Source organism: Synechococcus sp. Lug-A (genome assembly GCF_024345655.1).
Classification (GTDB): Bacteria; Cyanobacteriota; Cyanobacteriia; order PCC-6307; family Cyanobiaceae; genus MW101C3.
On the sequence record NZ_JAGQBN010000010.1, the window covers coordinates 81222 to 104717 of the forward strand.

Consider the following 23496-nt stretch of genomic DNA (forward strand, 5'->3'; position numbering starts at 1 on the left):
CGGCCAGCGGGGATAATTTCCGGAACAGGATGAATGGATTCAGGGTGAGCCGTTGGACGTAGTGCATCCGCCCGAGGTTCGCTCCATCTGCTGCATCGGTGCCGGCTATGTCGGCGGGCCGACGATGGCGGTGATTGCCGATCGCTGCCCGCACCTCCAGGTCACCCTGGTGGACCTCAACGCCGCCAGGATCGCCGCCTGGAACGACCCGGATCTCGCCAACCTGCCGGTCTATGAGCCGGGACTGGCGGAGGTGGTGGGCCGCTGCCGCGGTCGCAATCTGCACTTCACCACCGAGGTGGATGACGCCATCGCCAGCGCCGACATGGTGTTCCTCTCGGTGAACACCCCCACCAAGACCCGCGGTCTGGGAGCGGGGCAGGCCTCCGACCTGCGCTGGATCGAAGCTTCGGCCCGCCAGGTGGCGGCGCAGGCCACGGGCCACACGATCGTGGTGGAGAAAAGCACCCTGCCGGTGCGCACGGCCGAAACGATCAAGCAGATCCTGATGGGATCCCAGAGCCTGGCCGGCGGTGCCAGTCCGGGCGGCGAGTCCGGCGTGGAGGCGAAAACCTTCTCGGTGCTCTCCAATCCGGAATTCCTGGCAGAGGGCACCGCCATTCGCGATCTTGAGCATCCCGACCGGGTGCTGATCGGTGGCGAAGACCCTGCGGCGATCGCCGCGCTGTCGGCCATCTATGGCCATTGGGTGGACCCGGAGCGCATCCTGCACACCAACCTGTGGAGCAGCGAGCTCTCCAAGCTCACCGCCAACGCCTTCCTGGCCCAGCGCATCTCTTCGATCAACGCCGTGGGTGCGCTGTGCGAGGCCACTGGCGCTGACATCACCGAAGTGGCGCGGGCAATCGGCAGCGACTCGCGCATCGGCATGAAGTTTCTCGCCGCGGGCCCCGGCTTCGGCGGCAGTTGCTTCCAGAAGGACATTCTCAACCTCGTCTACCTCTGCCGCCATTACGGCCTCGACGACGCTGCCAGCTACTGGGAGCAGGTGGTGGTTTTCAACAGCTGGCAGCAGCAGCGCATTGCCCGACTTGTGGTGAGCCGGCTGTTCGGCACCGTGAGCGGCAAGCGCCTGGCGGTGCTGGGTTTCGCCTTCAAGGCCGACACCAACGACACCCGCGAGTCACCGGCCATTGCGATCTGCCGTGGTCTGCTTGAGGAAGGGGCTCACCTGGTGATTCACGACCCCAAGGTGGCCACCACCCAGATCAGCGCCGATCTGGGCCGCCCACCCGATGCCTGCGAGCGTGGCTTTGCCGATGACGGCAAGTGGCAGCGGGGGGAAACCCCACTCGAGGCCGTGACGGGCGCCGATGCGGTGATCGTGCTCACCGAATGGGGCGCTTACCGCACGCTTGACTGGCCGGCGATCGCCGCCGCAATGCGACGGCCGGCCTGGCTGTTCGACGTGCGTGACATCACCGACACCGCAGCGGCACGACAGGCTGGTCTGCAAGTGTGGTCCGTGGGCAAGGGCTGAGTGACGGCACCTGTGGCTTCAAGGCGCAACCTGGTGACCGGTGGCGCCGGCTTTCTCGGTTCCACCCTGGTGGACCGGTTGATGGAAGCTGGCGAGGAGGTGATCTGCCTCGACAACTACTTCACTGGCACCAAGGTCAACGTCGCCCGCTGGATCGGGCATCCCAGCTTCGAGCTGATTCGCCATGACGTGACCGAGCCGATCCTGCTGGAGGTCGACCGGATCTGGCACCTGGCTTGCCCCGCTTCGCCGCGGTACTACCAGGCCAACCCGATCAAGACCGCCAAGACGAGTTTTCTCGGCACCTACAACATGCTGGGTCTGGCCCGCCGGGTCGGAGCCCGCTTGCTGATGGCCAGCACCAGCGAGGTGTATGGCGATCCGGAAGTGCATCCACAGCCCGAGAGTTATCGCGGTTGCGTGAACACCACCGGCATTCGCTCCTGTTACGACGAAGGCAAGCGCATTGCCGAGGCGCTCTGCTTCGATTACCACCGAATGCATGGCACGGAGATTCGCGTGGCGCGCATCTTCAACACCTACGGACCGCGCATGTTTTCTGATGATGGCCGTGTGGTGAGTAACTTCGTGGTCCAGGCCTTGCGCGGTCAACCCCTTACCCTGTACGGCGACGGAAGCCAGACCCGCAGCTTCTGCTATGTCGATGATCTTGTGGAAGGATTGATTCGCTTAATGAACGCGAACCATAATGGACCGATCAACATCGGCAATCCAGGTGAATTCACCATCCGCCAGCTGGCTGATCTGGTGCGCGCTCGCATCAACCCATCGCTGCCCTTTGTCTATCTGCCGCTGCCGCAGGATGACCCGCTCCAACGCCAACCGGTGATCGACCTGGCCCGCCGCGAACTGGGCTGGGAACCCAAGGTGTCCTTGGAAGAGGGGTTGGACCCCACGATCGCCTACTTTCGCCGCAGCCTGGGGCTCGATTCATGACCCTGCTTGTGACTGGAGGGGCTGGCTACATCGGCAGCCATACGGTGCGTGCCCTGCAGCAGGCGGGCCACCGGCCTGTGGTGCTCGACAACCTCGTGTATGGGCACCGTTCCATCGTGGAAGAGGTGCTGCGAGTGCCGCTGGTGCAGGGCCAGGTGGGTGATCGTGCCTTGATTGAGGCTTTGCTCAGCGGCCGCCATCCCGCCTGCGGCGGTGTGCCAGTGCGTGCTGTGCTGCATTTCGCCGCCTATGCCTATGTGGGCGAATCGGTTCTGGATCCTGCCAAGTACTACCGCAACAATCTCGGCGACACCCTCACCTTGCTCGAAGCGCTCGTGGAGCCGGTGCGCACCGGCCAAGGGCCCGCCATTCCGATCGTGTTCTCCTCCACCTGCGCAACGTATGGCAGCCCGGAGACGGTGCCGATCACGGAGGACACCCCCCAGCGGCCGATCAATTCCTATGGACGCAGCAAGTGGATGGTGGAGCAGATGCTGGCAGATTTCGCGGCCGCCTATGGGCTGCCCAGCGTGATCTTCCGCTATTTCAATGCGGCCGGCGCTGATCCGCACGGTGACCTCGGCGAAGACCACGACCCCGAAACCCACCTGATCCCGCTGGTGCTCGATGCGATTTCCGGCCGGCGCGAGAGCATCAAGATCTTCGGCACCGATTACCCCACCCCCGATGGCACCTGCCTGCGGGATTACATCCACGTCAGTGATCTGGCCGACGCCCATGTGCTGGGCCTTGAGCATCTTCTGGCCGGCGGGGCGCACCAGCCGGTTGAGCCGTTGATCTTCAACCTCGGCACGGGCACGGCCTTTTCGGTCCAGGAGGTGCTTACCGCGGCCCAGGAGGTCACGCAACGCCCGCTCACCGCCGTGGTGGCGCCGCGCCGGCCTGGCGATCCGCCGACCCTGGTGGCCAGCGCGCAGAAGGCCCGGCAGGTGCTGGGCTGGGAGCCCCGTTACCCGGACCTGCGCGAGATCATCGCCCACGCCTGGGCGTGGCACCAGCGCACCGGAACCACCCCCTGAACCATGGCGTCACCCGTGTTGCCTCCAGCTGGACCCATCCTCGTGACTGGCGCTGCCGGGTTCATCGGGGCGGCGCTCTGCGAGCGCCTGCTGGCCCGTGGCGAACGGGTGATCGGCCTCGACAACCTCAACAGCTACTACGACCCGGCCCTCAAGCAGGCACGGCTGGCCCGGCTTGAGCGCAGCGATGGCTTCCGGTTTCACCGCCTGGATCTGGAGAATGGGGAGGCCATGGCGGCGCTGTTCGCGGCCGAGCGCCCCGCACGGGTGGTGCATCTGGCCGCCCAGGCGGGGGTGCGCTACTCGCTGGAGAACCCCGCCGCCTACATCCAGAGCAACCTCGTGGGGTTCGGCCACATCCTGGAGGGGTGCCGCCATCACGGCGCCGGCCACCTTGTGTATGCCTCCAGCAGCTCCGTGTATGGCGGCAACCGCCGCATGCCCTTCGGCGAGCAGGACGCGGTCAACCATCCGGTGAGCCTGTACGCGGCCACCAAGAAGGCCAACGAGCTCATGGCGCACACCTACAGCCACCTCTATGGGCTGCCCGCCACTGGTCTGCGCTTTTTCACCGTCTACGGCCCCTGGGGCCGGCCGGACATGGCCCCGATGCTGTTCGCCCGCGCCATCCTGGCCGGCGAGCCGATCCGGGTGTTCAACCACGGCCGCATGCAGCGGGATTTCACCTACATCGACGACATCGTTGAGGGGGTGGTGCGCTGCCTCGATAAACCGGCCACCGCCGATCCGCTCTTCGACCCACTGGCCCCCAATCCCGCCACCGCGGCGGTGCCCCACCGGGTGTTCAACATCGGCAACAGCCAGCCCACGCCTCTGCTCGAGTTCATCGGGGTGATGGAGGCGGCACTCGGCACCCCGGCGATCCAGAGCCTGGAGCCGATGCAGCCTGGAGACGTGGAGGCCACCGCTGCTGACACCGCCGCCCTCGAGGCTTGGGTGGGCTTTGCGCCCCACACCCCGATCACAGAGGGTGTGGCCCGCTTCGCCCACTGGTACCGCAGCTACTACCAGGCCTGAGCGGTTCCGCTGGAGCCGCCCAAAGAAAGGCGCAGGAAGGAAAAGCAGAACAAAAAAAGCGGGCCCTCGGGCCCGCGAAGCTTGAAGCCGAGCAGGGGGAATCAGGCCGAACCCACACCCACATAGGAGCCGTAGAAGAACAGGCCGACCACGAAGATCACGGCGATACCGCCGGCGGTGGCCACCAACCAGAGGGGAAGAACCCCTTCGGTCCAGCGGCTCTTCCAGGCCACGGCCGGTCGGCCGTCAGGCAGGCGATCGGGAATGCGACCGTCAGGTAGTGCGGATTTCTTGCCGCTCATGGCTGAATCTCCCGATCAGTTGAAGAAGTAGCTGGTGAACAGAACGCCGATGACGAACACAAACAGCAGGCCCAGATAAAGGCTGGTGCGGTTGAGTTCGACCGGCAGATTGTTCGGGTTGGGATTGCGCTGCATGGCGGAAATCAGCGGCGGACGAATTGCATGGCCGCCAGGGCTCCCAGGAAGAAAACCGTGGGGATGCCCAGCGCATGAACCGACAACCACCGCACCGTGAAGATGGGGTAGTTGCGTGGCGTGGTGGAGACAGAAGACTGGGTCATGGCGTTACTTGAGGCGCAGGTCAAGCTGGCTCTTGCCCTCGTAACGCTGGCTCACCACCGGTGCCTTGGCTTCCTGGGGTTGGAAGTAGGCATCGGGGCGAGGCGTTCCGAAGGCGTCGTACGCCAAGCCAGTGGAGACGAAGAGGAATCCGGCCAGGAAGATCGCCGGCAAGGTGACGGCGTGGATGACCCAGTAGCGGATGCTCGTAATGATCTCGAAGAACGGGCGTTCCCCGGTGGAGCCGGCAGCCATAGCAGCGGGCAAATCAGCTACGGAATCTTAAGGGTCGGGCTGTGACCGGCGAGAGGCGGAGCGGCGGTTGGTTACACAGGGATGCAGTTGGGCCGGCTGGCCCTAGCCCACCCAGCGCAGCAGGTTGCCCCGTTCGCCCAGCACGAAGCCCTTGCCGTCGCTGGTGAAGCTGATCCGGGTGAAGTTCGTGGGCTGGACGGCGCCCACCGGATCGCGCTCCCAGTGGCTGCCGCCGTCGTGGCTTACCAGCAGGGTGCCGCTGCCGCCGCCGGTCCACACGTCACCATTCGGCCCCCAGGCCATGTCGAGGTAGCCGAAGCCGTTCGTGATCGGGATCACCGGCTTGCTCCAGGCCTCCGGATCGGTGGCATCGTCGTTGAAGCGCAGCTGGGCGCCCCGGGTGACCATCCAGAGGTGGCCGTCGGGTTGGAAGCCCATGCTCTGAAGGCGCTGGCTGCTCACCCGCTGGTGGGGCTGCCAGACCGCCTGGCCCGGCTCCCAGGTGGCGAAGAAGTTGCCGAGGCTGGACACGCTCACGTAGCGGCCGTCGGAGGAGCGGCGCAGGTCGCGCACGGCGCCGGCCGCATCGCTCACTTCCGCCTGCCAGGTGACGCCCGCATCGCCGGTGCTGTAGATCGCCCCCACGGTGGTGGCCAGCTCCGCACTGCCCCGACCGGTGGCGGTGACGGTATAGGGATCGCCAGGCAGCTTGGTGTCGAGCAGCAGGCGTTCCCAGCTCCTGCCGGCATCAGCGGTATGCAACAGCAGGCCCGGTTGGCCCACGATCCAGCCCTCGGCTCCGCTGAAGTCGATGCTGATCAGACGGAAGTTCTCCCCATCGGGCAGATCAAGGGAGCGCTCCTCCCAGCTGGCCCCGCCGTTGTCGGTTTCGAGGATCAGGCGGTTGCTGCCCACCAGGAAGCCGTGCTTGGCATCGGTGAAGGCCACATCGAGAGGGTTGGCGCTGGTGGACAGCGCCACGGGCTGCCAGGGGCTGGTGGCGGCCACGGGCAGGCCGGTGGTGACGCAGCCGCCGAGGCCGAAGCTGAGGCCGAGCGTGATCAGCACGGCCAGCAGGGGAGAGAACAGGCGCTTCACGGGGGTCAACGCAGGGAATAGAGGGACAGGAAGAAGGCGAAGGCCAGGGCGAAGCCGCCGAAGATGAGCACGTTTTTCTGGCCGGGGGTGAGGGTGTTCACCCCGAAGCCGTAGCTGAGGTTCTCCTCGAAGCCGCTCGGCTTGTTGCGGGGGCCGATGTCCTTGAAGGCCCCCACCCGGCTGCGGCAGACCGGACAGCGGAAGCCCACCGGATCAAGGCTGCTGAAGGGCGTGCCGGCGGGAATCGCCAGCTTGCGCACCCCCTCGCCCGGGTCGTAGACGAATCCGCAGCTGCGGCACTCGAACCGGTGGGTGTCGGGATCGGTGCCGGCGCTCTCGGGCGCCGCCTCGCCCACCGGCTGGTCGCCGGCTGGCGGCGCGTCCTGCGCAGCGGCTGGTCCAACGTCCTGATCTGGTCCAACGTCCTGATCAGTGTCCTGGCCATTGACCATGGCGTTGGGCCCCGCTGCCGTGAAAAGAAACTCTATCCAGGCCCTTGTCGCGGCAGCACCTTTGGCGGCAGCGACCGTTTGACGGGCGCGGATGCCAGACTCTGCGCCGGGTTCAGCCTCGCGATGTTCGTCTTACCTGGCTACGACGCCTTCCTGGGCTTTCTGCTGATCTCAGCAGCGGTTCCGGTCCTGGCCCTGGTCACCAACAAACTGGTGTCGCCGAAATCGCGTGACGGCGAACGCCGACTCACCTATGAATCCGGCATGGAGCCGATCGGCGGTGCCTGGATTCAGTTCAACATCCGTTATTACATGTTCGCGTTGGTCTTCGTGATCTTCGACGTGGAAACGGTGTTTCTGTACCCCTGGGCCGTGGCGTTCAGCCGGCTCGGCCTGCTCGCCTTCATCGAGGCCCTGATCTTCATCACCATCCTGGTGGTTGCCCTCGCCTACGCCTGGCGCAAGGGCGCCCTCGAGTGGAGCTGACGCCCTTTCCACCATGACCCTCACTCCCACCTCCGCCTCCAGCACCCCTTCGATCGACGCCCTGCGCGATCTGCGGGCGTCCAGTTGCAACCCGGTCGGTGCTCCGCAGATCACCTCGGACCTTTCCGAGAACGTGATCCTCACCAGCCTCGACGACCTGCACAACTGGGCACGGCTCAGCAGCCTCTGGCCCCTGCTCTACGGCACGGCCTGCTGCTTCATCGAGTTCGCGGCACTGCTCGGCTCCCGCTTCGACTTCGACCGCTTCGGTCTGGTGCCCCGCTCCAGCCCCCGCCAGGCTGATCTGCTGATCACGGCCGGCACCGTGACCATGAAGATGGCCCCGGCCCTGGTGCGGCTCTATGAGCAGATGCCCGAGCCCAAGTACGTGATCGCCATGGGCGCCTGCACGATCACCGGCGGCATGTTCAGCGCCGACTCCACCACGGCAGTGCGCGGCGTCGACAAGCTGATTCCGGTGGACCTCTACATCCCCGGCTGCCCGCCCCGGCCCGAGGCGATCTTCGATGCCGTGATCAAGCTGCGCAAGAAGGTGGGCAACGAAGCTCTGGCCGAGCGGGGCAACAACCTCCCCACCCACCGCTACCTCACCATCGGCCACGCCATGAAAGCGGTGGCGCCGATCGTCACCGGGGCCTATCTCAAGGCCGAAACCCAGGTGGCCGCTCTCGCCGATCCCACCGCTCTCCCCCTCGACACCTCCACTCCATCCGAGGCTGTTGCGGCCGAACCGATCCCCACAGCCAGCGCCTCCAGCGATGCCTGATCCCACCCCCGCCCCCGCTGGCGCCCCATCCGGCGCCAGCGACTCCGCCACCACCCTCGCCGCACCGGTGATCGGCCCGGTGAGCCAGTGGCTCAGCCAGCAGGGCTTCGACCACCAGCCGCTGGAGTCTGATCACTGCGGCATTGAAATGCTGGCCGTGGAGCCCCTGTTCCTGCCGGCGGTGGCCGCGGCGCTCAAGGCCTATGGCTTCGATTACCTCCAGTGCCAGGGCGGCTATGACGAAGGTCCGGGCGCCCGGCTGGTGAGCTTCTATCACCTGGTGAAACTCGGCGCTGGCGCCGATCCCTGCCCCGCCCCTGACAGCAAGCCGCAGGAAGTGCGGGTCAAGGTGTTCCTCGCCCGCGACGGCGACCTCACCATTCCCAGCCTCTACCGCCTCTTCCGCGGTGCCGACTGGCAGGAGCGCGAAACCTACGACATGTACGGCATCGTGTTCGAAGGCCATCCCCATCCCAAGCGGCTGCTGATGCCCGAAGACTGGAAGGGCTTCCCGCTGCGCAAGGACTACGTGCAGCCGGACTTCTACGAGATGCAGGACGCTTACTGAATCCGGCAGGCCCGCTCTCAGACTGTTTCCAGCACCGGTCGGCCGCCTTTGTGCCGGCGGTAGAAGCGCATCACCGCCAGGGCGAGGCTGCGTGGGTCATGGCGCAGGGTGCCGGTGGGACGGGCCCCCTGCAGCGCCGTGACCATCACCTCGTAACCCTTGGCGCGCAGGCTGCGCACATCACACTGCACGGGCTCGGCCCCGCGGGCGCGGTAGTGATCCACTAGGGCCACATCGTGGATCGGTTCCTGGGCCAGCACGGCGGTGAACAGGCGCCGGGTCACCCCCAGGCTGGCCAGCTGGGCCTCGATCGCCCGCACGTGGCCCTCCACATCCAGCCGGTCGGTTTCGCCGGGCTGGGTCATCAGGTTGCAGATGTAGAGGCGTGGCGCCTTGCTGCGGCTGATCGCCTGCACCAGCTCCGGCACCAGCAGATTCGGCAGCAGCGAGGTGTAGAGGCTGCCGGGCCCAAGCACGATCAGCTCAGCGTTGGCGATCGCCTCCAGGGCGCGCGGCAGCGCAGGTGGCCGCTCGGGGGTGCAGCCCAGCCGCACGATCGGGCTGGGGGAATGGCCGATGCGGGATTCTCCCTCGATGCGGTCGCCGTTCTCGAGCTCCGCCCAGAGGCGCACATCGGCGTTGGTGGCCGGCACCACCTGGCCCTGCACCGCCAGCACGCGGCTGCTGGCGGTGATCGCCGATTCGAGGCTGCCGGTGATGGCCGTGAGCGCCGTGAGAAAGAGGTTGCCGAAGCTGTGCCCCTCCAGCCCACTGCCCGATCGGAAGCGGTACTGGAACAGACGGGTCAGCAGCGGTTCCTCGCGGGCCAGGGCCGCCAGGCAGTTGCGGATGTCGCCGGGGGGTTGCACGCCGAACTCACGGCGCAGCACCCCGCTGCTGCCGCCGTCATCGGCCACCGTGACGATCGCGGTGATGTTGCTGCTGTAGCGCTTCAGGCCGCTCAGCAGGGTGGCCAGGCCCGTGCCACCGCCGATCGCCACCACGTTTGGGCCGCGGTTCAGCCGGCGCTGGGCCAGCAGCGCCTCCACCAGCAAGGTGTCTTTTTCAGGGGCGAGCGCCTGCTGGATCGAGCCGAAGCTGCGGCTCTGGCCCCACACCACCAAGGCGGCGCCACCCAGCAGCACGAGCGGGCCGGTCACGCCGCGCGGCAGCACCCGCGTCATGTTCGAGAGCACCCAGTTGAGCGACTCCAGTGACCAGTAGATCGGCTTGAGATCGGCCAGGATCGCGGCTCCCAGCAGGGCCAGCAGCAGCCCCAGGCCGGAGGTGAGCATCCAGCGCTTCACCACCAGCCCCGGCTGCAGCCAGCGCACCGCCCGCCGCGAGCGGCTCATCAGGTCTTTCTGGCGCAGATCCCCGCGACCCATCCAGCCAGGGCGCCGGGCTGACCGTGTGCTGAGGCGTCGTGGCGGGAGAGGGCGCTGGGAAGTCAAGCCGAAGGGGCGTTACGCCACAGCACGGAGCTGTAGGAACTGTAAGGATGAAAGGTGTCGGCGAACCAGAACCCAGCGAGGCTCCTCCTCACGCCTGCAGGCCCTCACCACCGTCGTCCGTGTCGTCAACCCTTTCGTCCACCACCACTGGCCTTCTGCCGTCGGCTGTGCCGGTGGTGGAACTTCACGACATTTCCATGCGCTGGGGTTCGCGCACCGTGCTGGAGGGCATCCACCTCACCCTGCTGGAGGGGGAACGGCTGGCGGTGGTGGGGCCTTCAGGCACCGGCAAATCCACCGTGCTGCGCATTCTGGCGGGCCTGTTGTTGCCCACCAGCGGAACCTTCCGCCTGCATGGCGTTCCACAGCGTTACCTGCGCCTGGATCAGCGCCGCCCCGCTGATGTGCGCCTGGTCTTCCAGAACCCTGCCTTGCTGGCCTCGCTCACGGTGGCGGAGAACGTGGGCTTTCTGCTCTACCGCCACAGCAAATTGCCGGAGCCAGAAATCCGTCAGCGGGTGCAGCGGGCACTGGAGGCGGTGGGCCTCTACGGCATCGAAGACCAGCTGCCCGGTGAACTCAGCGGCGGCATGCAGAAACGAGTGAGCTTTGCGCGCGCCCTGATCGATGATCCCAGCAAGGCCTCCGGCCAGCATCCCTTGCTCCTGTTTGATGAGCCCACCGCGGGGCTGGATCCGGTGGCCTGCACCCGCATCGAGGATTTGATCGTGAAGGCGAATCAGGTGGCGGCCGGTTGTTCGGTGGTGGTGAGCCACGTGATGAGCACGATCGTGCGCTCGGCCCAGCGGGTGGCCATGCTCTACGACGGGCAGATCCAATGGTGCGGATCCACCGAAGACTTCGGCCGCACCGACAATCCTTATGTCGTGCAGTTCCGTACCGGTAGCCTGAACGGCCCGATGCAGCCGGCGGAGCTTTGACACCCTATGCGTCGTAGCGTCCGCGAGGCCTTGGTGGGTTTCACCCTGCTGGGAGCTGTGATCGGTGGGCTCAGCCTTTGGTTCTGGCTGCGGGGTGTTTCGCTGGGCCGCAGCAATTGGACGCTGACGGTGCGTTTCGCCGATGCCGGCGGCCTGGCCGACCGCTCCGCGGTTGTGTTCCGTGGGGTGCAGGTGGGCAATGTGCGGCGGATCTCGCCCACCTCATCGGCCGTGGTAGCCGAACTGGAGATCACTGATCCAAGTCTGCAGCTGGCGCGGCCGGTGGTGGCCCAGGTGCAGTCGGCCTCGCTGCTGGGCGGTGACGCCCAGGTGGCGTTGATCAGCTCCGGGCCGCCGCTGCCCGCCTCGGCTCCGCGGCCAGGCGACAAGGTCTGCAATAACACCCGCATGGTCTGCAACGGCTCCTCGCTCGAAGGGGTCAGCTCCGCCAGCTTGAGCAGCGTCACCGAGTTGATGCAGAGCCTGCTGCTCGAGGCCGAAAAGCAGAACCTGGTGCCCGAGATCGCCAGCACTACCAAGAGCTTTGATGCCACCTCCAAGGAGGCGACCCGCTTCCTCAAAGAATCCCAGAAGATCGCCGTTCAATTGGACGTGCTGATCCGCCAGCTCAACGTGGTGGCCGGAAAGGCCGACCCCATGCTTGCGTCGCTCACCACGGCCAGCGCCGATGCCGCGGCCGCCAGCCGCCATGTGCGCAACCTCACGGCCGCCCTCGACAACCCCCGCACTCTGGCCGAGCTCAAGGCCACGGTGAGCAACGCCGAGAGGCTCACAGCACGGATCGATGCGGTGGGCGGCGATGTGAGCAAGCTCACCGGTGACCCCCGCTTCATGGATGGGGTACGCAGTCTGGCCATCGGCCTGGGCCAGTTGTTCGATGAGCTTTATCCCGCCCAGACGGGCCTGGCCAAAGACAAAGCAGCCAAGGACAAGCCAGAGAAGGTCAGCACGGAGAAGCCAGGCAGCGGCTCGATCGGTGGTGGCAGGCAGGGCGCCGCGGGTGGCACCCGGCTACCGGCAGAGGCTCCCCGCCGGCTCGATCCCTGAGCCGTTGGCCTTCAGCCGTTGCTGGCGAGCAGCGGCGCCGCCCCGCACTCAGGGGGCGTTCAGTGCCTCCAGGGCGATGGCCGCAATCGCCTGGTCGCTGGCCTTGGGCAGTTGCACGTAGCGGCCGCCGGCCGCCTCCGCCAGCTCCTTGCCCATGCCGCTGCCGATGAACTTGCGCTCGGTGTCGATCACCAGCAGCTTGATGCCGAGGGCGCGGTAGCGGGACGCCACCCCCTTCACTTCCTCGCGCAGGTCCACCGGCTCCTCCCCTTCCAGCTGGGGCTGGCCCAGGGAGCGGCTCAGCGGTACGTTGCCGCGGCCGTCGGTGATCGCCACCACCACCACCTGGCCCAGATCGCCCTTGGACAGTGCATTGGCGCCCACCCGCGCCGCCTGGGACAGGCCATGGGCGAGCGGTGAGCCGCCGCCGCAGGGCATCTGCTCCAGCCGACGGCGTGCGGCGGTGATGGAGCGGGTGGGCGGCAGCAGCACCTCCGCCTGCTCGCCACGGAATGGGATCAGAGCCACTTCGTCGCGGTTTTCGTAGGCCTCGGTGAGCAGCCGGATCACGGCGCCCTTGGCGCTCTGCATGCGGTTGAGCGCCATCGAGCCGCTGGCGTCCACCAGAAAAATCACCAGGGCGCCCGCCTTGCGCTGCAGTTGCTTGGCGCGCAGGTCGCCGTCTTCGACGATCACGCGGCGGTGCGGTTCCCGCTCACGGCGGCTCTTCTGATGCGGTGCCGCCGCCCGCAGGGTGGCATCCACGGCAATACGTCGCACGGGCCCGCGCGGCAGCATCGGCTTCACGTAGCGGCCGCGCGACTCGCTCTGCACCAGGGAGCGCTTGCCGCTGCCGCCCCCACGGGAGCGGGCGGCGGCGAACAGCAGCAGGTCGGGGTCGATGGCGGTGGCCTCCGGATCGAGCAGGAATTCCTCCGGAATCGACGGCGGCGCCTGGTCGTCGGGGCTGTCGTCGTCGTCTTCGGGCGGGTCCTCTTCCGGGGCGTCGTCGTCGCTGGCCTCGGGGGGTTCAGGCGGTTCCGGCTCCTGGGGCTGCTGCTCCGCCTGGGGCGGCGGCGGCGGCTCCAGCGGCTGGTCGGGATCGGGCGGCGGCAGCTGCAGGGCCCGCGGGGCGATCACCAGACGCACCGCCACCTGCAGGTCGTCGGCCTCCACCCGGTCGCGGCCGCTCAGCGCCGCATGGGCCCGGGCGACCCGCACCGCGTACAACTCGGCCCGGTGCCCCTCCACACCGCCACGGATCGCCTCGGTGACCAGATAGCGGACCTGCTCGCGCTCGATCACCACATCCTTCAACCACTGGCGGGCCAGCAGCAGCTGGGTGGCCAGGGCGTCGGTCTCCTCCTGCCAGCGGGAGCGGAACGCCTCGCTGGATTCGCCGTGGTCGAGGGCTGAGCGGGTGATCGTCACCCGTTCCTCCGTGCTCACCAGCTGATTGGCCGACAGGGCGATGGCGAAGCGGTCGAGCAGGTGATCGCGCACCGCCCCCTCCTCGGGGTTGTAGGTGGCGATCAGCAGGGTGCGGCAGGGGTGCACAAGGCTCAACCCCTCGCGCTCGATCCGGTTGATGCCGGAGCCCACCGCCGCCAGCAGCAGGTTGGTGATGCCGTCATCGAGCAGGTTCAGTTCGTCGATGTAAAGCACGCCGCGGTGGGCCTCCGCCAGCAGCCCCGGCTGGAACACCGGCGTGCCACTGCTCAGGGAGGCGGCCACGTCCACCGCCCCCAGCAGCCGGTCTTCGGTGACGCCGAGGGGGACCTGCACGAAGGGGGCGGGAATCACCCGGGTGGGAAGCAGGGTGGTGGGATCGGCGCCGCTGGGATCGCCCCCGCGCGCTGTAATGCGCTGATGGATAGCGGTATCCCAGTCGTCGGGCCGCTGGGGATCCACGTTGCGGCTGCTCACCCCCTCGCCCAGATCGAGCACGTCGATCGGCGGCAGGAGCGCATGCAGCCCGCGGGCCAGCACCGACTTGCCGGTGCCGCGGCCCCCGGCGATCACCACCCCACCGAGCCCCGGGTCCACCGCCGCCAGCAGCAGGGCCAGCTTCAAGGTGCCATGCCCGGTGATCGCGGCGAGCGGAAAGGCGCGTGCGGCGGCGCCGGCGGCGGCCGGAGTGGCAGCGGACCCGCTGACGACCATGGGGCAGAGGCTGGAGAAGGGGGTTCAGTCTCGCTGACGGTGCTGCGCCACCCATGGCTGCGGCTGGGGGTGCTGGGGCGAACAGCCTTGTGGCCGGCAGAACCTACACTTTTGCAACGAGGCCGGGCGATGTTTCCGCACGCCTGGCATTTCTTTCTGCTATCGCTGCGGCCCCGTCATGGTGTTGTTTTCCCGGGTCGATCGTCCTGGCCGCACCAGTGAATCCAAGGCGTCGCGCCGGAACGCCGCCGAAGCGGGCGCCGCTGCGGCGCGCGGCTTCGGTGGTGGCACCGGCGCTGGTGCCACCACCAAGGCTTCCCGCAGCAGCAACAAGCGGCGCAAGGGGCTCAGCCGCGCCGACTGGGGGCCGCTCGGCAAGCACCCGGATGTGGACGCGATCGTGGCCCGCCAGCGTCTGCATCTGCCCCTGTCCGGCCGCCTCAGCGTGGAGGAGGTGAACCGGGCCTGGAAGCTGGCTGCAGCCGAGCACCACCCCGATCGCGGCGGCGCCCACGACACCATGCAGCTGGTGAACGGCGCCCGGGATCTGCTGCTCGGCCGCGACGGCGACACCCCGCTGGAGCGGCCGGAGGAGCGCCGCCGCTCGGACTTCTACTGATCCCCCGCGTGCCGTGCGGCCCGTTCGAGCGCACGCTCGCGATCGCGCTCGGGGCCAATCTCGACGACCCCGGCGCCACCCTGGCGGCGGTGCGACCCCTGCTGGCCGCCGAACTGGTGGCCTGGGCCGGTACCTCCCCGCTGAGGGCGCCGGAGGCCGGGCTGCAACTGCACTGGTCGCCGCTCTTTCGCACTGCGCCGGTGGGGGGACCGCCTGGTCAGCCGCCCTATCTCAATGCTGTGCTGCTGGTTCACCACAGCCCTCTGCCCGCCACAGCGCCCGCCGCTCACGCAACCTGGCCCGCTGCCGAGGAGCTGTTGCGGCGGTTGCAGCGTCTGGAAGCCGCCTTCGGCCGTGAGCGCTCGGTGCACTGGGGGCCGCGCACCCTCGACCTCGACCTGCTCTGGTGCGGCCGCCAGGTCTGCTGCACCGCCACACTCACCTTGCCCCACCCGCGCCTACGCGAGCGGGCCTTCGTGCTGGCCCCGCTGGCGGCCCTCGATCCGCTGCTGATCCCGCCTGGCGGGGCGGTCACGGCGGCGGAGCTGCTGGCTGCTGCCCTGCTCTGTGGCGCCGAGCCCCCGCCGCTGGCGCTGGCGGGGGTACCGGGCTGGCCCGACACCGCGCCCGTGGCGGCAGACGGTCACACTGGAAGCCCGAAGCGCGCCGTGCATGGCCCCCTTGCCGCCCCCTGAGCCCTCCACTCATCTGGCCACGGTGGGGGCTCTCGATGCCCGCAAGATCCGCTTTGAGCTCAACCGCGTGGTGCTGCCCAAAGGCGTGGAAGGCACCTACGGGATCATCCGCCACCCTGGCGCGTCCCTGGCGGTGCCCGTGCTTGACGACGGCCGGGTGGTGATCCTGCGCCAGTACCGCTTCGCGGTGGAACGGCGCATCCTTGAATTCCCCGCCGGCACTCTGGAAGATGGCGAGGACCCGTTGGCTTCGATGCAGCGGGAACTGGCGGAGGAAGCGGGCTACAGCGCCAGCCGCTGGGATTCGCTGGGCCTGATGTTGCCCTGCCCCGGCTATTCCGATGAGGTGATCCACCTGTTCCTGGCCCGCGCCCTCACGCTCCTACAGCAGCAGCCCGCTGGCGATGACGACGAAGACATGGAGGTGCTGCTGATGGAGCCGCAGGCCCTCGATGCGGCCCTGGCCAGCGGCGATGAGGCCCTGGATGGCAAGAGCGTGACCGCCTGGTTCCGCGCCCGTCAGCTGCTGGGTTGCTGAAGCGGTGCAGGAACGGTTGCGATGACCCCGCCCCGCTGGCTGTTCTGGCACCGCCGTGACCTGCGGCTGGCCGACAATCTCGGCCTGGCGGCCGCCGCTCGCGCCACGCCCGCCGTGACCGGCGTGTTCGTGCTCGATCCGGCCCTGCTGGAGGCGAGCGACCTGGCCCCGGCGCGGCTGTGGTTTCTGCTGGCAAGCCTGCGGGAGCTGGAGCAGCGCTGGCGTGAGGCCGGCAGCCAGCTGCTGCTGCTTCGGGGGGATCCAGCCGAGCTGCTGCCCCAGCTGGCGCTAGCGATCGGCGCGGCGGTGGTCGCCTGGAACCGCGATGTGGAACCCTTCGGCCGCGAGCGCGACCGCCGCGTCGCCACCGCGCTGCAGCAGGACGGGCTGAAGGTGCTGGCGGGCTGGGATCAGCTGCTGGTTCCCCCCGACAGCCTCTTCACCGGCGGTGGCGCTCCCTATCGGGTGTACGGGCCGTTCTTCCGTGCCTGGCGGCGCCGGCTGGAGCCGGCCGGGCCGACGGCCGCCGGTGCTGGCGGGCTGGAGCTGGCGCCGGTAGCGGCTCCCAGCGGCCTGCTGGCTCTTGATCCCACCGCCCTGCCCGCCCGCGGCCAGGCCCTCTGGGCGCGCCTGCCGCTCCTGGACGCCGTGCCTGCGACCGGCGACAGCGCCGCTGCCCTTGGCCATGCCGGCTTCGCCGGCGCCGATCTCTGCCCCTGCCGCCCGGGAGAAGCCGCTGCCGCCGATCGGCTGGCCCTTTTCGCCGATGGCGCCCTGCTGCGGTACGAACCCGGCCGCAACCTGCCAGGCGAAGCGGGCACCTCCTGCCTGAGTGCGGCCCTCAAGTTCGGCACGCTCAGCCCGCGGCAGGCCTGGGCGGCGGCCCAGCAGCAGCGGCCCCGCGCCCGCAGCGACGAGGACCTGCAGGCGATCACGGTGTGGGAGCAGGAACTGGCCTGGCGCGAGTTCTACCAACAGGCCCTGTTTCACTTTCCCGAGCTGGCTGACGGGCCCTATCGCCCCCAGTGGCGCCGCTTTCCCTGGGAGAACGACACGGGCCGTTTCGAGGCCTGGTGCGCGGGCCTCACCGGCGTGCCGATCGTGGATGCGGCGATGCGGCAGCTGAACACCTGCGGCTGGATGCACAACCGCTGCCGCATGATCGTGGCCTCCTTTCTGGTGAAGGATCTGATCTGCGACTGGCGCTGGGGCGAACACCAGTTCATGCGCCTGCTGGTGGATGGGGATCTGGCTGCCAACAACGGGGGCTGGCAGTGGAGCGCCAGCAGCGGCATGGATCCCAAACCCCTGCGCATCTTCAATCCCTTCACCCAGGCGGCCCGCTTCGATCCCGAGGCTCAGTACATCCGCCGTTGGCTGCCGGAACTGGCGCATGTGGCCACTGCCGATCTGATCAGCGGGGCGATCGCGCCCCTGGAACGGCGGGGTTACCCCGCACCGATCGTGGACCACAAGCAGCAGCAGGCGCGCTTCAAGGGGCTCTACGCAGGGCTGGCCTGAGCCGGCCGAGCCTGGCGTCGGTGGGGAGGATCTGGCCGGCGGCCCTGGCTCAGACCCGCACCTGGGCGCGGGACTCCGCAGGGGCAGAGGCGGGCGCTGCAGCCGCTGAGCTGCTTGCGAGCTGGCGCAAGGCAGTGATCACAGCTTGTTGCTGCTCGGAAGTCAGTTCGGGGAAGATCGGCAGGCTGAGCACCTGGGAGGTGAGCCGCTCGGTGGCCGGCAGGCTGCCGGGGCCATAGCCCAGCTGGGCGTAGGCCGGCTGGCGGTGAATCGGAATCGGGTAGTAGATGATCGTGTTGACGCCGGCGGCGGCCAGCTCCTGCTTGAGCCAGTCGCGGCAGCAGCTTTCGGGCAGGCCGTAAGTGGCGCTGGTGCTGGAGGGGGCGCAGCTGCCGCCGCAGGTGTTCGCGCCCGCTGGGCAGAACGGGACGCGCACCACGAACTGGTTCCAGCTGTGGCCGTCGGGCCCCGCCTCGGGCAGGGCGATTCCAGCAAGGCCCGCCAGCTCACGCTGGTAGGTGGCGGCGAGCTGGCGGCGTCGGTCGATCCAGCGCTCCAGATGGGGGAGCTTCACGGCCAGCACCGTGGCCTGGAGAGCATCGAGGCGGCTGTTGTAGCCCAGCGACGTGTGCAGATAGCGCTCCGGCATGCCATGCACGGCCAGCTCGCGGATGCGCTGGGCCAGCTCTGGGTCGCTGCAGAGCACAGCGCCGCCATCGCCGGCACCGCCGAGGTTCTTGGTGGGGAAGAAGCTGAAGCAGCCCGCATCCCCCCAGCTGCCCACCGGCTGCCCCGCCCAGCTGGCGCCGGTGGCCTGGGCGCAGTCTTCGATCACCTTCAGGCCATGCACTGAGGCGATCGCGGTGATCCGCTCCATGTCGACTGGACGGCCGAACAGGTGCACCGGCATCAGGGCGCGGGTGGCGGGCGTGATCGCCGCCTCGATCCGATCGAGATCGATCAGATAGGAGCTTTCCTCCACATCCACGAACACCGGCGTGGCCCCCACGCTGCTGATCGCTTCGGCCGTGGCGAAGAAGCTGAACGAACTGGTGATGACCTCATCACCCGGACCGATCCCCAGGCCTCTCAGGGCCAGCACCAAGGCGTCGGTGCCGCTGTTGCAGCCGATGGCATGGGGGCTGGCGCAGACAGCGGCGAACTGTTGCTCGAAGGCCGCAATCCGGGCCCCCCCGATGTACTGGCCGCTGCGCAACACCTGCAGAACGGCGTCTTCGAGGCCTTCACCAAGCTGATGAAGTTGCTCGGTGAGATCGAAGGGGGGCACCTGCATGCGGGCAACCTTAATCCCCTCAGCCTTCGGTTCCAGGGGCCGCTTGGCCAGGGTGCCACTTGATGTTGCAGCCGATGGCGGGCCGCTGATCGGGGTCCGGGGCCTGGCCACTGAGCACCGCATCGAGCGCCTCTCGCAGGGCGCTGCCATCTGCGGCCTGGCCCGTTCCGGGGCGGCTGGCATCGAGCTGGCCGCGGTAGGCAAGCCGGTGGTCTGCACCGTAGAGATAGAGGTCTGGAGTGCAGGCGGCGTGGAAGGCCCGGGCCACGTTCTGGTCGCTGTCCAGCAGGTAGGGGAAGCGCCAGCCGTGCCGCCGGCGTTGGTCGTTCAGCCCCTCAGGGCCGTCCCCGGGGTGGGTGCGGACGCTGTTGCTGGCGATCGCCAGGATCACCACTCGGTCGTGGTAGTCGTGCTCAAGCCGCGTGAGCTCCGGTTCGATGTGCTTCACGAACGGGCAGTGGGCGCAGAGGAACAGCACCAGCAGCGGCTGGGGCGGCAGGGCGGTGCTGTCATGGAGGCGGCCATCGAGATCGGCGAGCCGAAACGGGGGCAGGGCCGTGCCCAGCGGCAGCATGGTGGAGGCGGTGAGGGCCATGGCGCCAGGCTCCGCGGCGGGACTTCCGCTGTGATTGTGGCGTCCGCGCCGGCGCCGCCACTGGGGCAGGATCGGCGCCCCCCGGTTCGCCTGCGAGAGCCCCTTGAAGTCTTCCTGGCGTTTGTCTTCATGGCGCCGCCTTGTGGCGTTGCCGGCGCGGCTGCGAACGGCGCGCTGGTCGCTAAGGCGGCCCTTGCTGCGGCCGTTGGCGCTGGTGGTGGTGACGCTGCTGGTGACGTCTTCCCTGCTGGCGAGTTGTGTTCCCGCCACCAACAGGGCCAGCTGGCGAATCTTCCCCCTGCAGCGCCGTCAGCCCCACGACGGCCTGGCGGTGGTCAACCAGCCCGACGGCTTCGGTGTGCACCTGTGGCTCGAAACCGACACCCGCCAGCGGGGGGTCTGCCGGCCGCGCTGGTTGCCGGATCCGCCCCGTCTGTTCAACGGCAACGGCAGTGCGCCGTTCAGCTCTGGCCTGGCGACCCGCCAGGAGTTTTTTGAGGTGGTGGCCCGCGGCGATGTGCGCCGGGCGCTGCAGCGCGAACTGGAGGCGCTCTGCCAGGCGCGCGCCCCGCGCAGCCGCTGGGAGTGGACCGATCCGCCCCGCCGTGCGGATCAGGTGAAGCAGGAGAGCTTCCCGATGCTGCAGGAGGAGGATCTGCTGCCCGATCCCAACGAGGTGCGGGCCCGTGAGGAGGCGCTGGAGCAGGGAGCTGGAGCTGAGGCCCCGGCACCGTCTGCAGCACCGGAGGCTGCGCCCTAGTCCCTGGCTCCCGGCGCGCTCAGCCCTTTCCCTCGTCGGCCTTGAAGCGGGACAGGGCCAGACCCCCCGCCGACCAGGCCTGCAGTGGTGCAGGCGTGCTCAAGCGGCGGTGAGGCGTGGCCCCTCGAAACCGGCCCAGACCGCCCGCTCGGCCCGCTTCCAATAGCGGCTGAAGCGCCGCAGATCCACGGGGCCCTCCAGCTGCACGAACGGCTCGGGCTCCAGCACCACCAGCGGCAGGGCGGCGCCGATCGTCGCGGAAAGGTCTGCAAAGCGGGGATCCACCGCCCGGCTGGTCACCACCCCGTCGGCGCCATGGCGAGCGGCGAAAGCGAGCAACTCCTCCGCCACAGCTCCGGCCCGTAGCACCACCGGCAGATCCAGCAGGCATTCGTAGAGGAAGCCGAGCCGCTTGAGGCTGATCGCCGGGCCCTGGCCGGCGCTTCCCTCGATCAGGGCCCGGTCGAACACGAACAGGGCCGGTCGACCGGGATGGGCGCGCCAGGCGGGGTTGGCCTGCCCCAACGCCTCGCCGTGGATCCAGAGCACCGGCCGCTGCAAGGGGCCGGTTGGAGCGACGGTGGCCTGCTCGGGTGGGCCAGCGGCTGACCTGCCGGCGGTAGGGGCTGGCGGCAGGGTCTGGTCCTGCAGCGGCGGCTCCGGCAGGCTGAGCGGCGCCTCGCTGCGGAACAGCCGCTCGCCCAGCCGTTCGTAGCTGGCCTCGAACGGGCAGCCACCCGGCCGGCCGGCGCCGCCGGCTTGCGCCTTCGGGCAGGCGCGGCAGAAGCGGCCGCCGCTGAAGCGCTCCAGGTTGGCGCGGTTGAACAGGTAGGGCTTGGCACTGAAGGTGCCGGCCACCCATTGCCAGCTGAGGTTGTTGCTGGCCGGATCGCCGTCGAGCAGGTGGCGCAGGAACCAGCGGGAGCCGGTCTGCCAGCGCACCCGCCGCCAGTGCACCAGGTAGGCCGCCAGCCACATCCGGGCATGGTTGTGCAGCCAGCCCTCGTGCACCAGCTGGTGGCGAAAGGCATCGATGCAGGCCAGGCCGGTGCTGCCGCCGGCGATGTCGTCGGGCAGGTCTGCGCGGTAGGCCGTGGGCGGCAGGCCGCTGGCGCCCTGCTCGCGGTCGTCCCAGATGCCCTCGCCCAGCTGCTGCCAGACGCGCTGCCAGTAGTCACGCCAGCCGAGCTCGTTGATCAGCTTCTCCCCGGCGCTGCGGCCCAGCCCCCGGGTGGCCAGGGCCGCGAACACCGCCTGCCGCACCTCCGCCAGGGTGAGCACCCCGTGGCGGATGTAGGGGGAGAGGCGGGTCACGGCGCCATCGAGATGGTTGCGGCTGGTGGCGTAGGCCACCGGGTCGAGCGCTGCCAGCGCAGCCAGCGCCGCTGCCCGGCCACCGCGCATCGGGCTCAGCGGTGGGGCGTCTTCGGCATCCGGGGCGCCCGGTTGCTGGCCGAAACGGGCCTGCAGCTCGGCGGCCAGCTCGTGCCGATCGGCGAAGGTGCGGGGCAGATCGCCGGCGGCAGGCGGCCAGGCGAGGGGGACAGCGGGCTCCATGGCACCGATCGTGGCGCGGGCAGGGCGCCAGCGCTGCGGGAGAATCGCTGCCAGCTCGCTCCCCGGACATGCTTCTCGATCTGCGCGGCAAGAAGGCCCTGGTCACCGGCATCGCCAACAACCGCTCGATCGCCTGGGGCATCGCTCAGCAGCTGGCCGCGGCGGGCTGCGAGCTGGCGGTCACCTACCTGCCCGACGACAAGGGCCGCTTCGAGGGCAAGGTGCGTGAGCTCACGGCCCCGCTGGCCCCCAGCCTGGTGCTGCCGCTCAACGTGCAGATCCCCGCGCAGATCGAGGCCGCCTTCGCCGCGATCCAGGAGCAGTGGGGCAGCCTCGATGTGCTGATCCACTGCCTGGCCTTCGCCGGCAAGGAGGAGCTGGTGGGTGACTACAGCGCCATCACCCCCGAAGGGTTCGGCCGGGCGCTGGAGGTGAGCGCCTATTCGCTCGCGCCGCTCTGCCGCTATGCCAAGCCCCTGTTCAATCCTGGCGCCAGCGTGATCACGCTCAGCTACCTGGGCGCCGAACGGGCGATTCCCAACTACAACGTGATGGGGGTGGCCAAGGCGGCCCTTGAGGCCTCGGTGCGCTACCTGGCCGCCGAACTGGGCCCCGACAACCAGGTGCGGGTGAACGCCATCAGCGCCGGCCCGATCCGCACCCTGGCCAGCTCCGCCATCGGCGGCATCCTCGACATGATCCACAACGTGGAGGAGAAGGCCCCGCTGCGGCGCACCGTTACCCAGGACGAAGTGGGCGCCACCGCTGCCTTTCTGGCCAGCCCGCTGGCCTCGGGCATCACCGGCCAGGTGATCTATGTGGACGGCGGCTACTGCATCACGGGGATGTGAGCGCCCTCTCGCTTCACGGTGCACCCATCAGCTCGTCCGAGCGCATCGGCATCACCGATCCCATCCAGTCGATCGTGGTGGTGTGCAGGTTGTAGAAGGCGGCTTCCACCTGCAGGCGGCCGCTGCGCATCAGATCGGTGAGCAGCACGCTGGAGTCGACCAGGTTGCGGGCCGCGTTGAGGGTGTGGTGGCGGGCGGCCTGATCCAGGTCGTCATGGCCGCCGAGGTGGAGCAGCTCCATGCGCAGCTGCCCCACCACCTGGGCCAGGCTCGGGGTGAGGATCAGCGCCGGGTTGAAGGCCGCTTCCATGGCGCCACAGCGCTCATGGCCCAGCACCACGATCACGGGCACGCCCAGGTGGGCCACGGCGTACTCCAGCGAGGCGATGGCCGCAGTGGTGGAGAGGGTGCCGGCGTTGCGCACCACGAACAGGTCGCCGAAGCCCGTGTCGAACAGCAGCTCCACCGGCACCCGGGAATCGGCGCAGCCCAGCACCGCCGCAGCCGGATGCTGGCCTGATTCCACTTCGAGCATGCGCTCGCGGCTGCTGTGGGGATGGAGCGATTCACCGTCAAGGAAGCGCCGGTGGCCCTCTCGCAGTTCGGCGAGCACCGTCAGGGGACAGTTTTTCACGCGGGGGCCGGATCGGTGCTGGCGATTGTGGACCGAGTCAGGC

At 68.8% G+C, this 23496-nt stretch carries 27 protein-coding genes; 15 read left to right on the plus strand and 12 right to left on the minus strand.

What is annotated here, in order from left to right; genetic code table 11:
* The first annotated feature begins 124 nt into the window (after positions 1-124).
* From KBY86_RS09060 to KBY86_RS09075, 4 genes are read left to right on the plus strand one after another with little or no spacing between them, the layout of a single operon-like run.
* Positions 125-1501 carry a nucleotide sugar dehydrogenase gene (locus KBY86_RS09060; protein WP_399221347.1) on the plus strand — a complete coding sequence of 459 codons (1377 nt, stop codon included), beginning with the start codon at positions 125-127 and terminating at the stop codon, positions 1499-1501.
* Between the two features lie 33 nt (positions 1502-1534).
* Complete coding sequence (locus KBY86_RS09065; RefSeq protein ID WP_399221329.1) at positions 1535-2458, plus strand: UDP-glucuronic acid decarboxylase family protein; 924 nt, start codon at positions 1535-1537, stop codon at positions 2456-2458.
* Positions 2455-3498, plus strand: coding sequence for a UDP-glucose 4-epimerase GalE (galE, locus tag KBY86_RS09070; protein ID WP_255140908.1), 1044 nt, complete (start codon positions 2455-2457; stop codon positions 3496-3498). The genes KBY86_RS09065 and galE overlap by 4 nt, the downstream gene beginning before the upstream one ends.
* 3 nt (positions 3499-3501) lie before the next feature.
* The gene (locus KBY86_RS09075) at positions 3502-4536 is read left to right on the plus strand and encodes an NAD-dependent epimerase (protein ID WP_255100315.1); all 1035 of its coding nucleotides are present in this window, start codon (positions 3502-3504) and stop codon (positions 4534-4536) included.
* 101 nt (positions 4537-4637) lie between these two features.
* Here KBY86_RS09075 and KBY86_RS09080 read toward each other — a convergent pair whose 3' ends face one another.
* The 6 genes from KBY86_RS09080 to KBY86_RS09105 all read right to left on the minus strand — a co-directional run bounded on the left by KBY86_RS09080 (position 4638) and on the right by KBY86_RS09105 (position 6922).
* A complete protein-coding gene (locus KBY86_RS09080) occupies positions 4638-4838 on the minus strand; it encodes a photosystem II reaction center protein J (RefSeq protein WP_094514462.1) in 201 nt (66 codons plus the stop codon).
* 15 nt (positions 4839-4853) lie between these two features.
* Positions 4854-4973 carry a photosystem II reaction center protein L gene (locus tag KBY86_RS09085; protein WP_006173008.1) on the minus strand — a complete coding sequence of 40 codons (120 nt, stop codon included), beginning with the start codon at positions 4971-4973 and terminating at the stop codon, positions 4854-4856.
* 8 nt (positions 4974-4981) lie between these two features.
* On the minus strand, positions 4982-5119 hold the full coding sequence (psbF, locus tag KBY86_RS09090; RefSeq protein ID WP_094514464.1) for a cytochrome b559 subunit beta: 138 nt from the start codon (positions 5117-5119) through the stop codon (positions 4982-4984).
* A 4-nt stretch (positions 5120-5123) separates the two neighbouring features.
* A complete protein-coding gene (gene psbE / locus KBY86_RS09095; RefSeq protein ID WP_094514466.1) occupies positions 5124-5372 on the minus strand; it encodes a cytochrome b559 subunit alpha in 249 nt (82 codons plus the stop codon).
* Between the two features lie 102 nt (positions 5373-5474).
* Positions 5475-6470, minus strand: a complete 996-nt coding sequence (locus tag KBY86_RS09100) for a photosynthesis system II assembly factor Ycf48 (RefSeq protein ID WP_094514610.1) — start codon at positions 6468-6470, stop codon at positions 5475-5477.
* A gap of 5 nt (positions 6471-6475) precedes the next feature.
* On the minus strand, positions 6476-6922 hold the full coding sequence (locus tag KBY86_RS09105; RefSeq protein WP_094514468.1) for a rubredoxin: 447 nt from the start codon (positions 6920-6922) through the stop codon (positions 6476-6478).
* Positions 6923-7045: 123 nt separating this feature from the next.
* Between KBY86_RS09105 and KBY86_RS09110 the strand changes: the two genes are divergently transcribed.
* From KBY86_RS09110 to KBY86_RS09120, 3 genes are read left to right on the plus strand one after another with little or no spacing between them, the layout of a single operon-like run.
* Positions 7046-7408, plus strand: a complete 363-nt coding sequence (locus tag KBY86_RS09110; RefSeq protein ID WP_094514471.1) for an NAD(P)H-quinone oxidoreductase subunit 3 — start codon at positions 7046-7048, stop codon at positions 7406-7408.
* Positions 7409-7421: 13 nt separating this feature from the next.
* A complete protein-coding gene (gene nuoB, locus KBY86_RS09115) occupies positions 7422-8195 on the plus strand; it encodes an NADH-quinone oxidoreductase subunit NuoB (RefSeq protein ID WP_255140909.1) in 774 nt (257 codons plus the stop codon).
* The gene (locus KBY86_RS09120; protein ID WP_255140910.1) at positions 8188-8763 is read left to right on the plus strand and encodes an NAD(P)H-quinone oxidoreductase subunit J; all 576 of its coding nucleotides are present in this window, start codon (positions 8188-8190) and stop codon (positions 8761-8763) included. The genes nuoB and KBY86_RS09120 overlap by 8 nt, the downstream gene beginning before the upstream one ends.
* Before the next feature lie 17 nt (positions 8764-8780).
* Here KBY86_RS09120 and yvcK read toward each other — a convergent pair whose 3' ends face one another.
* A complete protein-coding gene (yvcK, locus tag KBY86_RS09125) occupies positions 8781-10151 on the minus strand; it encodes a gluconeogenesis factor YvcK family protein (RefSeq protein ID WP_094514478.1) in 1371 nt (456 codons plus the stop codon).
* 263 nt (positions 10152-10414) lie between these two features.
* Between yvcK and KBY86_RS09130 the strand changes: the two genes are divergently transcribed.
* Both KBY86_RS09130 and KBY86_RS09135 read left to right on the plus strand, forming a co-directional pair.
* On the plus strand, positions 10415-11158 hold the full coding sequence (locus KBY86_RS09130; RefSeq protein ID WP_233133129.1) for an ABC transporter ATP-binding protein: 744 nt from the start codon (positions 10415-10417) through the stop codon (positions 11156-11158).
* A 6-nt stretch (positions 11159-11164) separates the two neighbouring features.
* Complete coding sequence (locus KBY86_RS09135) at positions 11165-12226, plus strand: MlaD family protein (RefSeq protein WP_255140911.1); 1062 nt, start codon at positions 11165-11167, stop codon at positions 12224-12226.
* Between the two features lie 48 nt (positions 12227-12274).
* Here KBY86_RS09135 and bchD read toward each other — a convergent pair whose 3' ends face one another.
* Positions 12275-14389, minus strand: coding sequence for a magnesium chelatase ATPase subunit D (bchD, locus tag KBY86_RS09140; protein ID WP_255140912.1), 2115 nt, complete (start codon positions 14387-14389; stop codon positions 12275-12277).
* 178 nt (positions 14390-14567) lie between these two features.
* Between bchD and KBY86_RS09145 the strand changes: the two genes are divergently transcribed.
* The 4 genes from KBY86_RS09145 to KBY86_RS09160 are packed head-to-tail and all read left to right on the plus strand — an operon-like array spanning position 14568 to position 17762.
* Positions 14568-15008: a hypothetical protein gene (locus KBY86_RS09145; protein ID WP_198948321.1), complete on the plus strand. Its 441-nt coding sequence runs from the start codon at positions 14568-14570 to the stop codon at positions 15006-15008.
* Between the two features lie 8 nt (positions 15009-15016).
* Positions 15017-15703, plus strand: a complete 687-nt coding sequence (gene folK, locus KBY86_RS09150; RefSeq protein WP_255140913.1) for a 2-amino-4-hydroxy-6-hydroxymethyldihydropteridine diphosphokinase — start codon at positions 15017-15019, stop codon at positions 15701-15703.
* A complete protein-coding gene (locus KBY86_RS09155) occupies positions 15681-16241 on the plus strand; it encodes an NUDIX domain-containing protein (protein ID WP_255100307.1) in 561 nt (186 codons plus the stop codon). Before folK ends, KBY86_RS09155 begins: the two co-directional genes overlap by 23 nt.
* A gap of 21 nt (positions 16242-16262) precedes the next feature.
* The gene (locus KBY86_RS09160) at positions 16263-17762 is read left to right on the plus strand and encodes an FAD-binding domain-containing protein (protein WP_255140914.1); all 1500 of its coding nucleotides are present in this window, start codon (positions 16263-16265) and stop codon (positions 17760-17762) included.
* A 49-nt stretch (positions 17763-17811) separates the two neighbouring features.
* Here the strand turns inward: KBY86_RS09160 and KBY86_RS09165 are convergent, their stop codons facing one another.
* Together KBY86_RS09165 and KBY86_RS09170 are read right to left on the minus strand one after the other, a co-directional pair.
* A complete protein-coding gene (locus KBY86_RS09165) occupies positions 17812-19056 on the minus strand; it encodes a DegT/DnrJ/EryC1/StrS aminotransferase family protein (protein ID WP_255140915.1) in 1245 nt (414 codons plus the stop codon).
* Between the two features lie 19 nt (positions 19057-19075).
* A complete protein-coding gene (locus KBY86_RS09170) occupies positions 19076-19651 on the minus strand; it encodes a thioredoxin family protein (protein WP_255140937.1) in 576 nt (191 codons plus the stop codon).
* Positions 19652-19883: 232 nt separating this feature from the next.
* Here KBY86_RS09170 and KBY86_RS09175 point away from each other — a divergent pair, with 232 nt between their 5' ends.
* The gene (locus tag KBY86_RS09175) at positions 19884-20411 is read left to right on the plus strand and encodes a hypothetical protein (RefSeq protein WP_233133121.1); all 528 of its coding nucleotides are present in this window, start codon (positions 19884-19886) and stop codon (positions 20409-20411) included.
* Between the two features lie 99 nt (positions 20412-20510).
* Here the strand turns inward: KBY86_RS09175 and KBY86_RS15240 are convergent, their stop codons facing one another.
* Complete coding sequence (locus KBY86_RS15240; RefSeq protein WP_315855851.1) at positions 20511-21968, minus strand: FAD-binding domain-containing protein; 1458 nt, start codon at positions 21966-21968, stop codon at positions 20511-20513.
* Positions 21969-22036: 68 nt separating this feature from the next.
* Between KBY86_RS15240 and fabI the strand changes: the two genes are divergently transcribed.
* Positions 22037-22819: an enoyl-ACP reductase FabI gene (gene fabI / locus KBY86_RS09190; RefSeq protein WP_094514516.1), complete on the plus strand. Its 783-nt coding sequence runs from the start codon at positions 22037-22039 to the stop codon at positions 22817-22819.
* Between the two features lie 13 nt (positions 22820-22832).
* Here the strand turns inward: fabI and KBY86_RS09195 are convergent, their stop codons facing one another.
* Positions 22833-23453, minus strand: coding sequence for a carbonic anhydrase (locus tag KBY86_RS09195; RefSeq protein ID WP_094514519.1), 621 nt, complete (start codon positions 23451-23453; stop codon positions 22833-22835).
* Positions 23454-23496 lie beyond the last annotated feature (43 nt).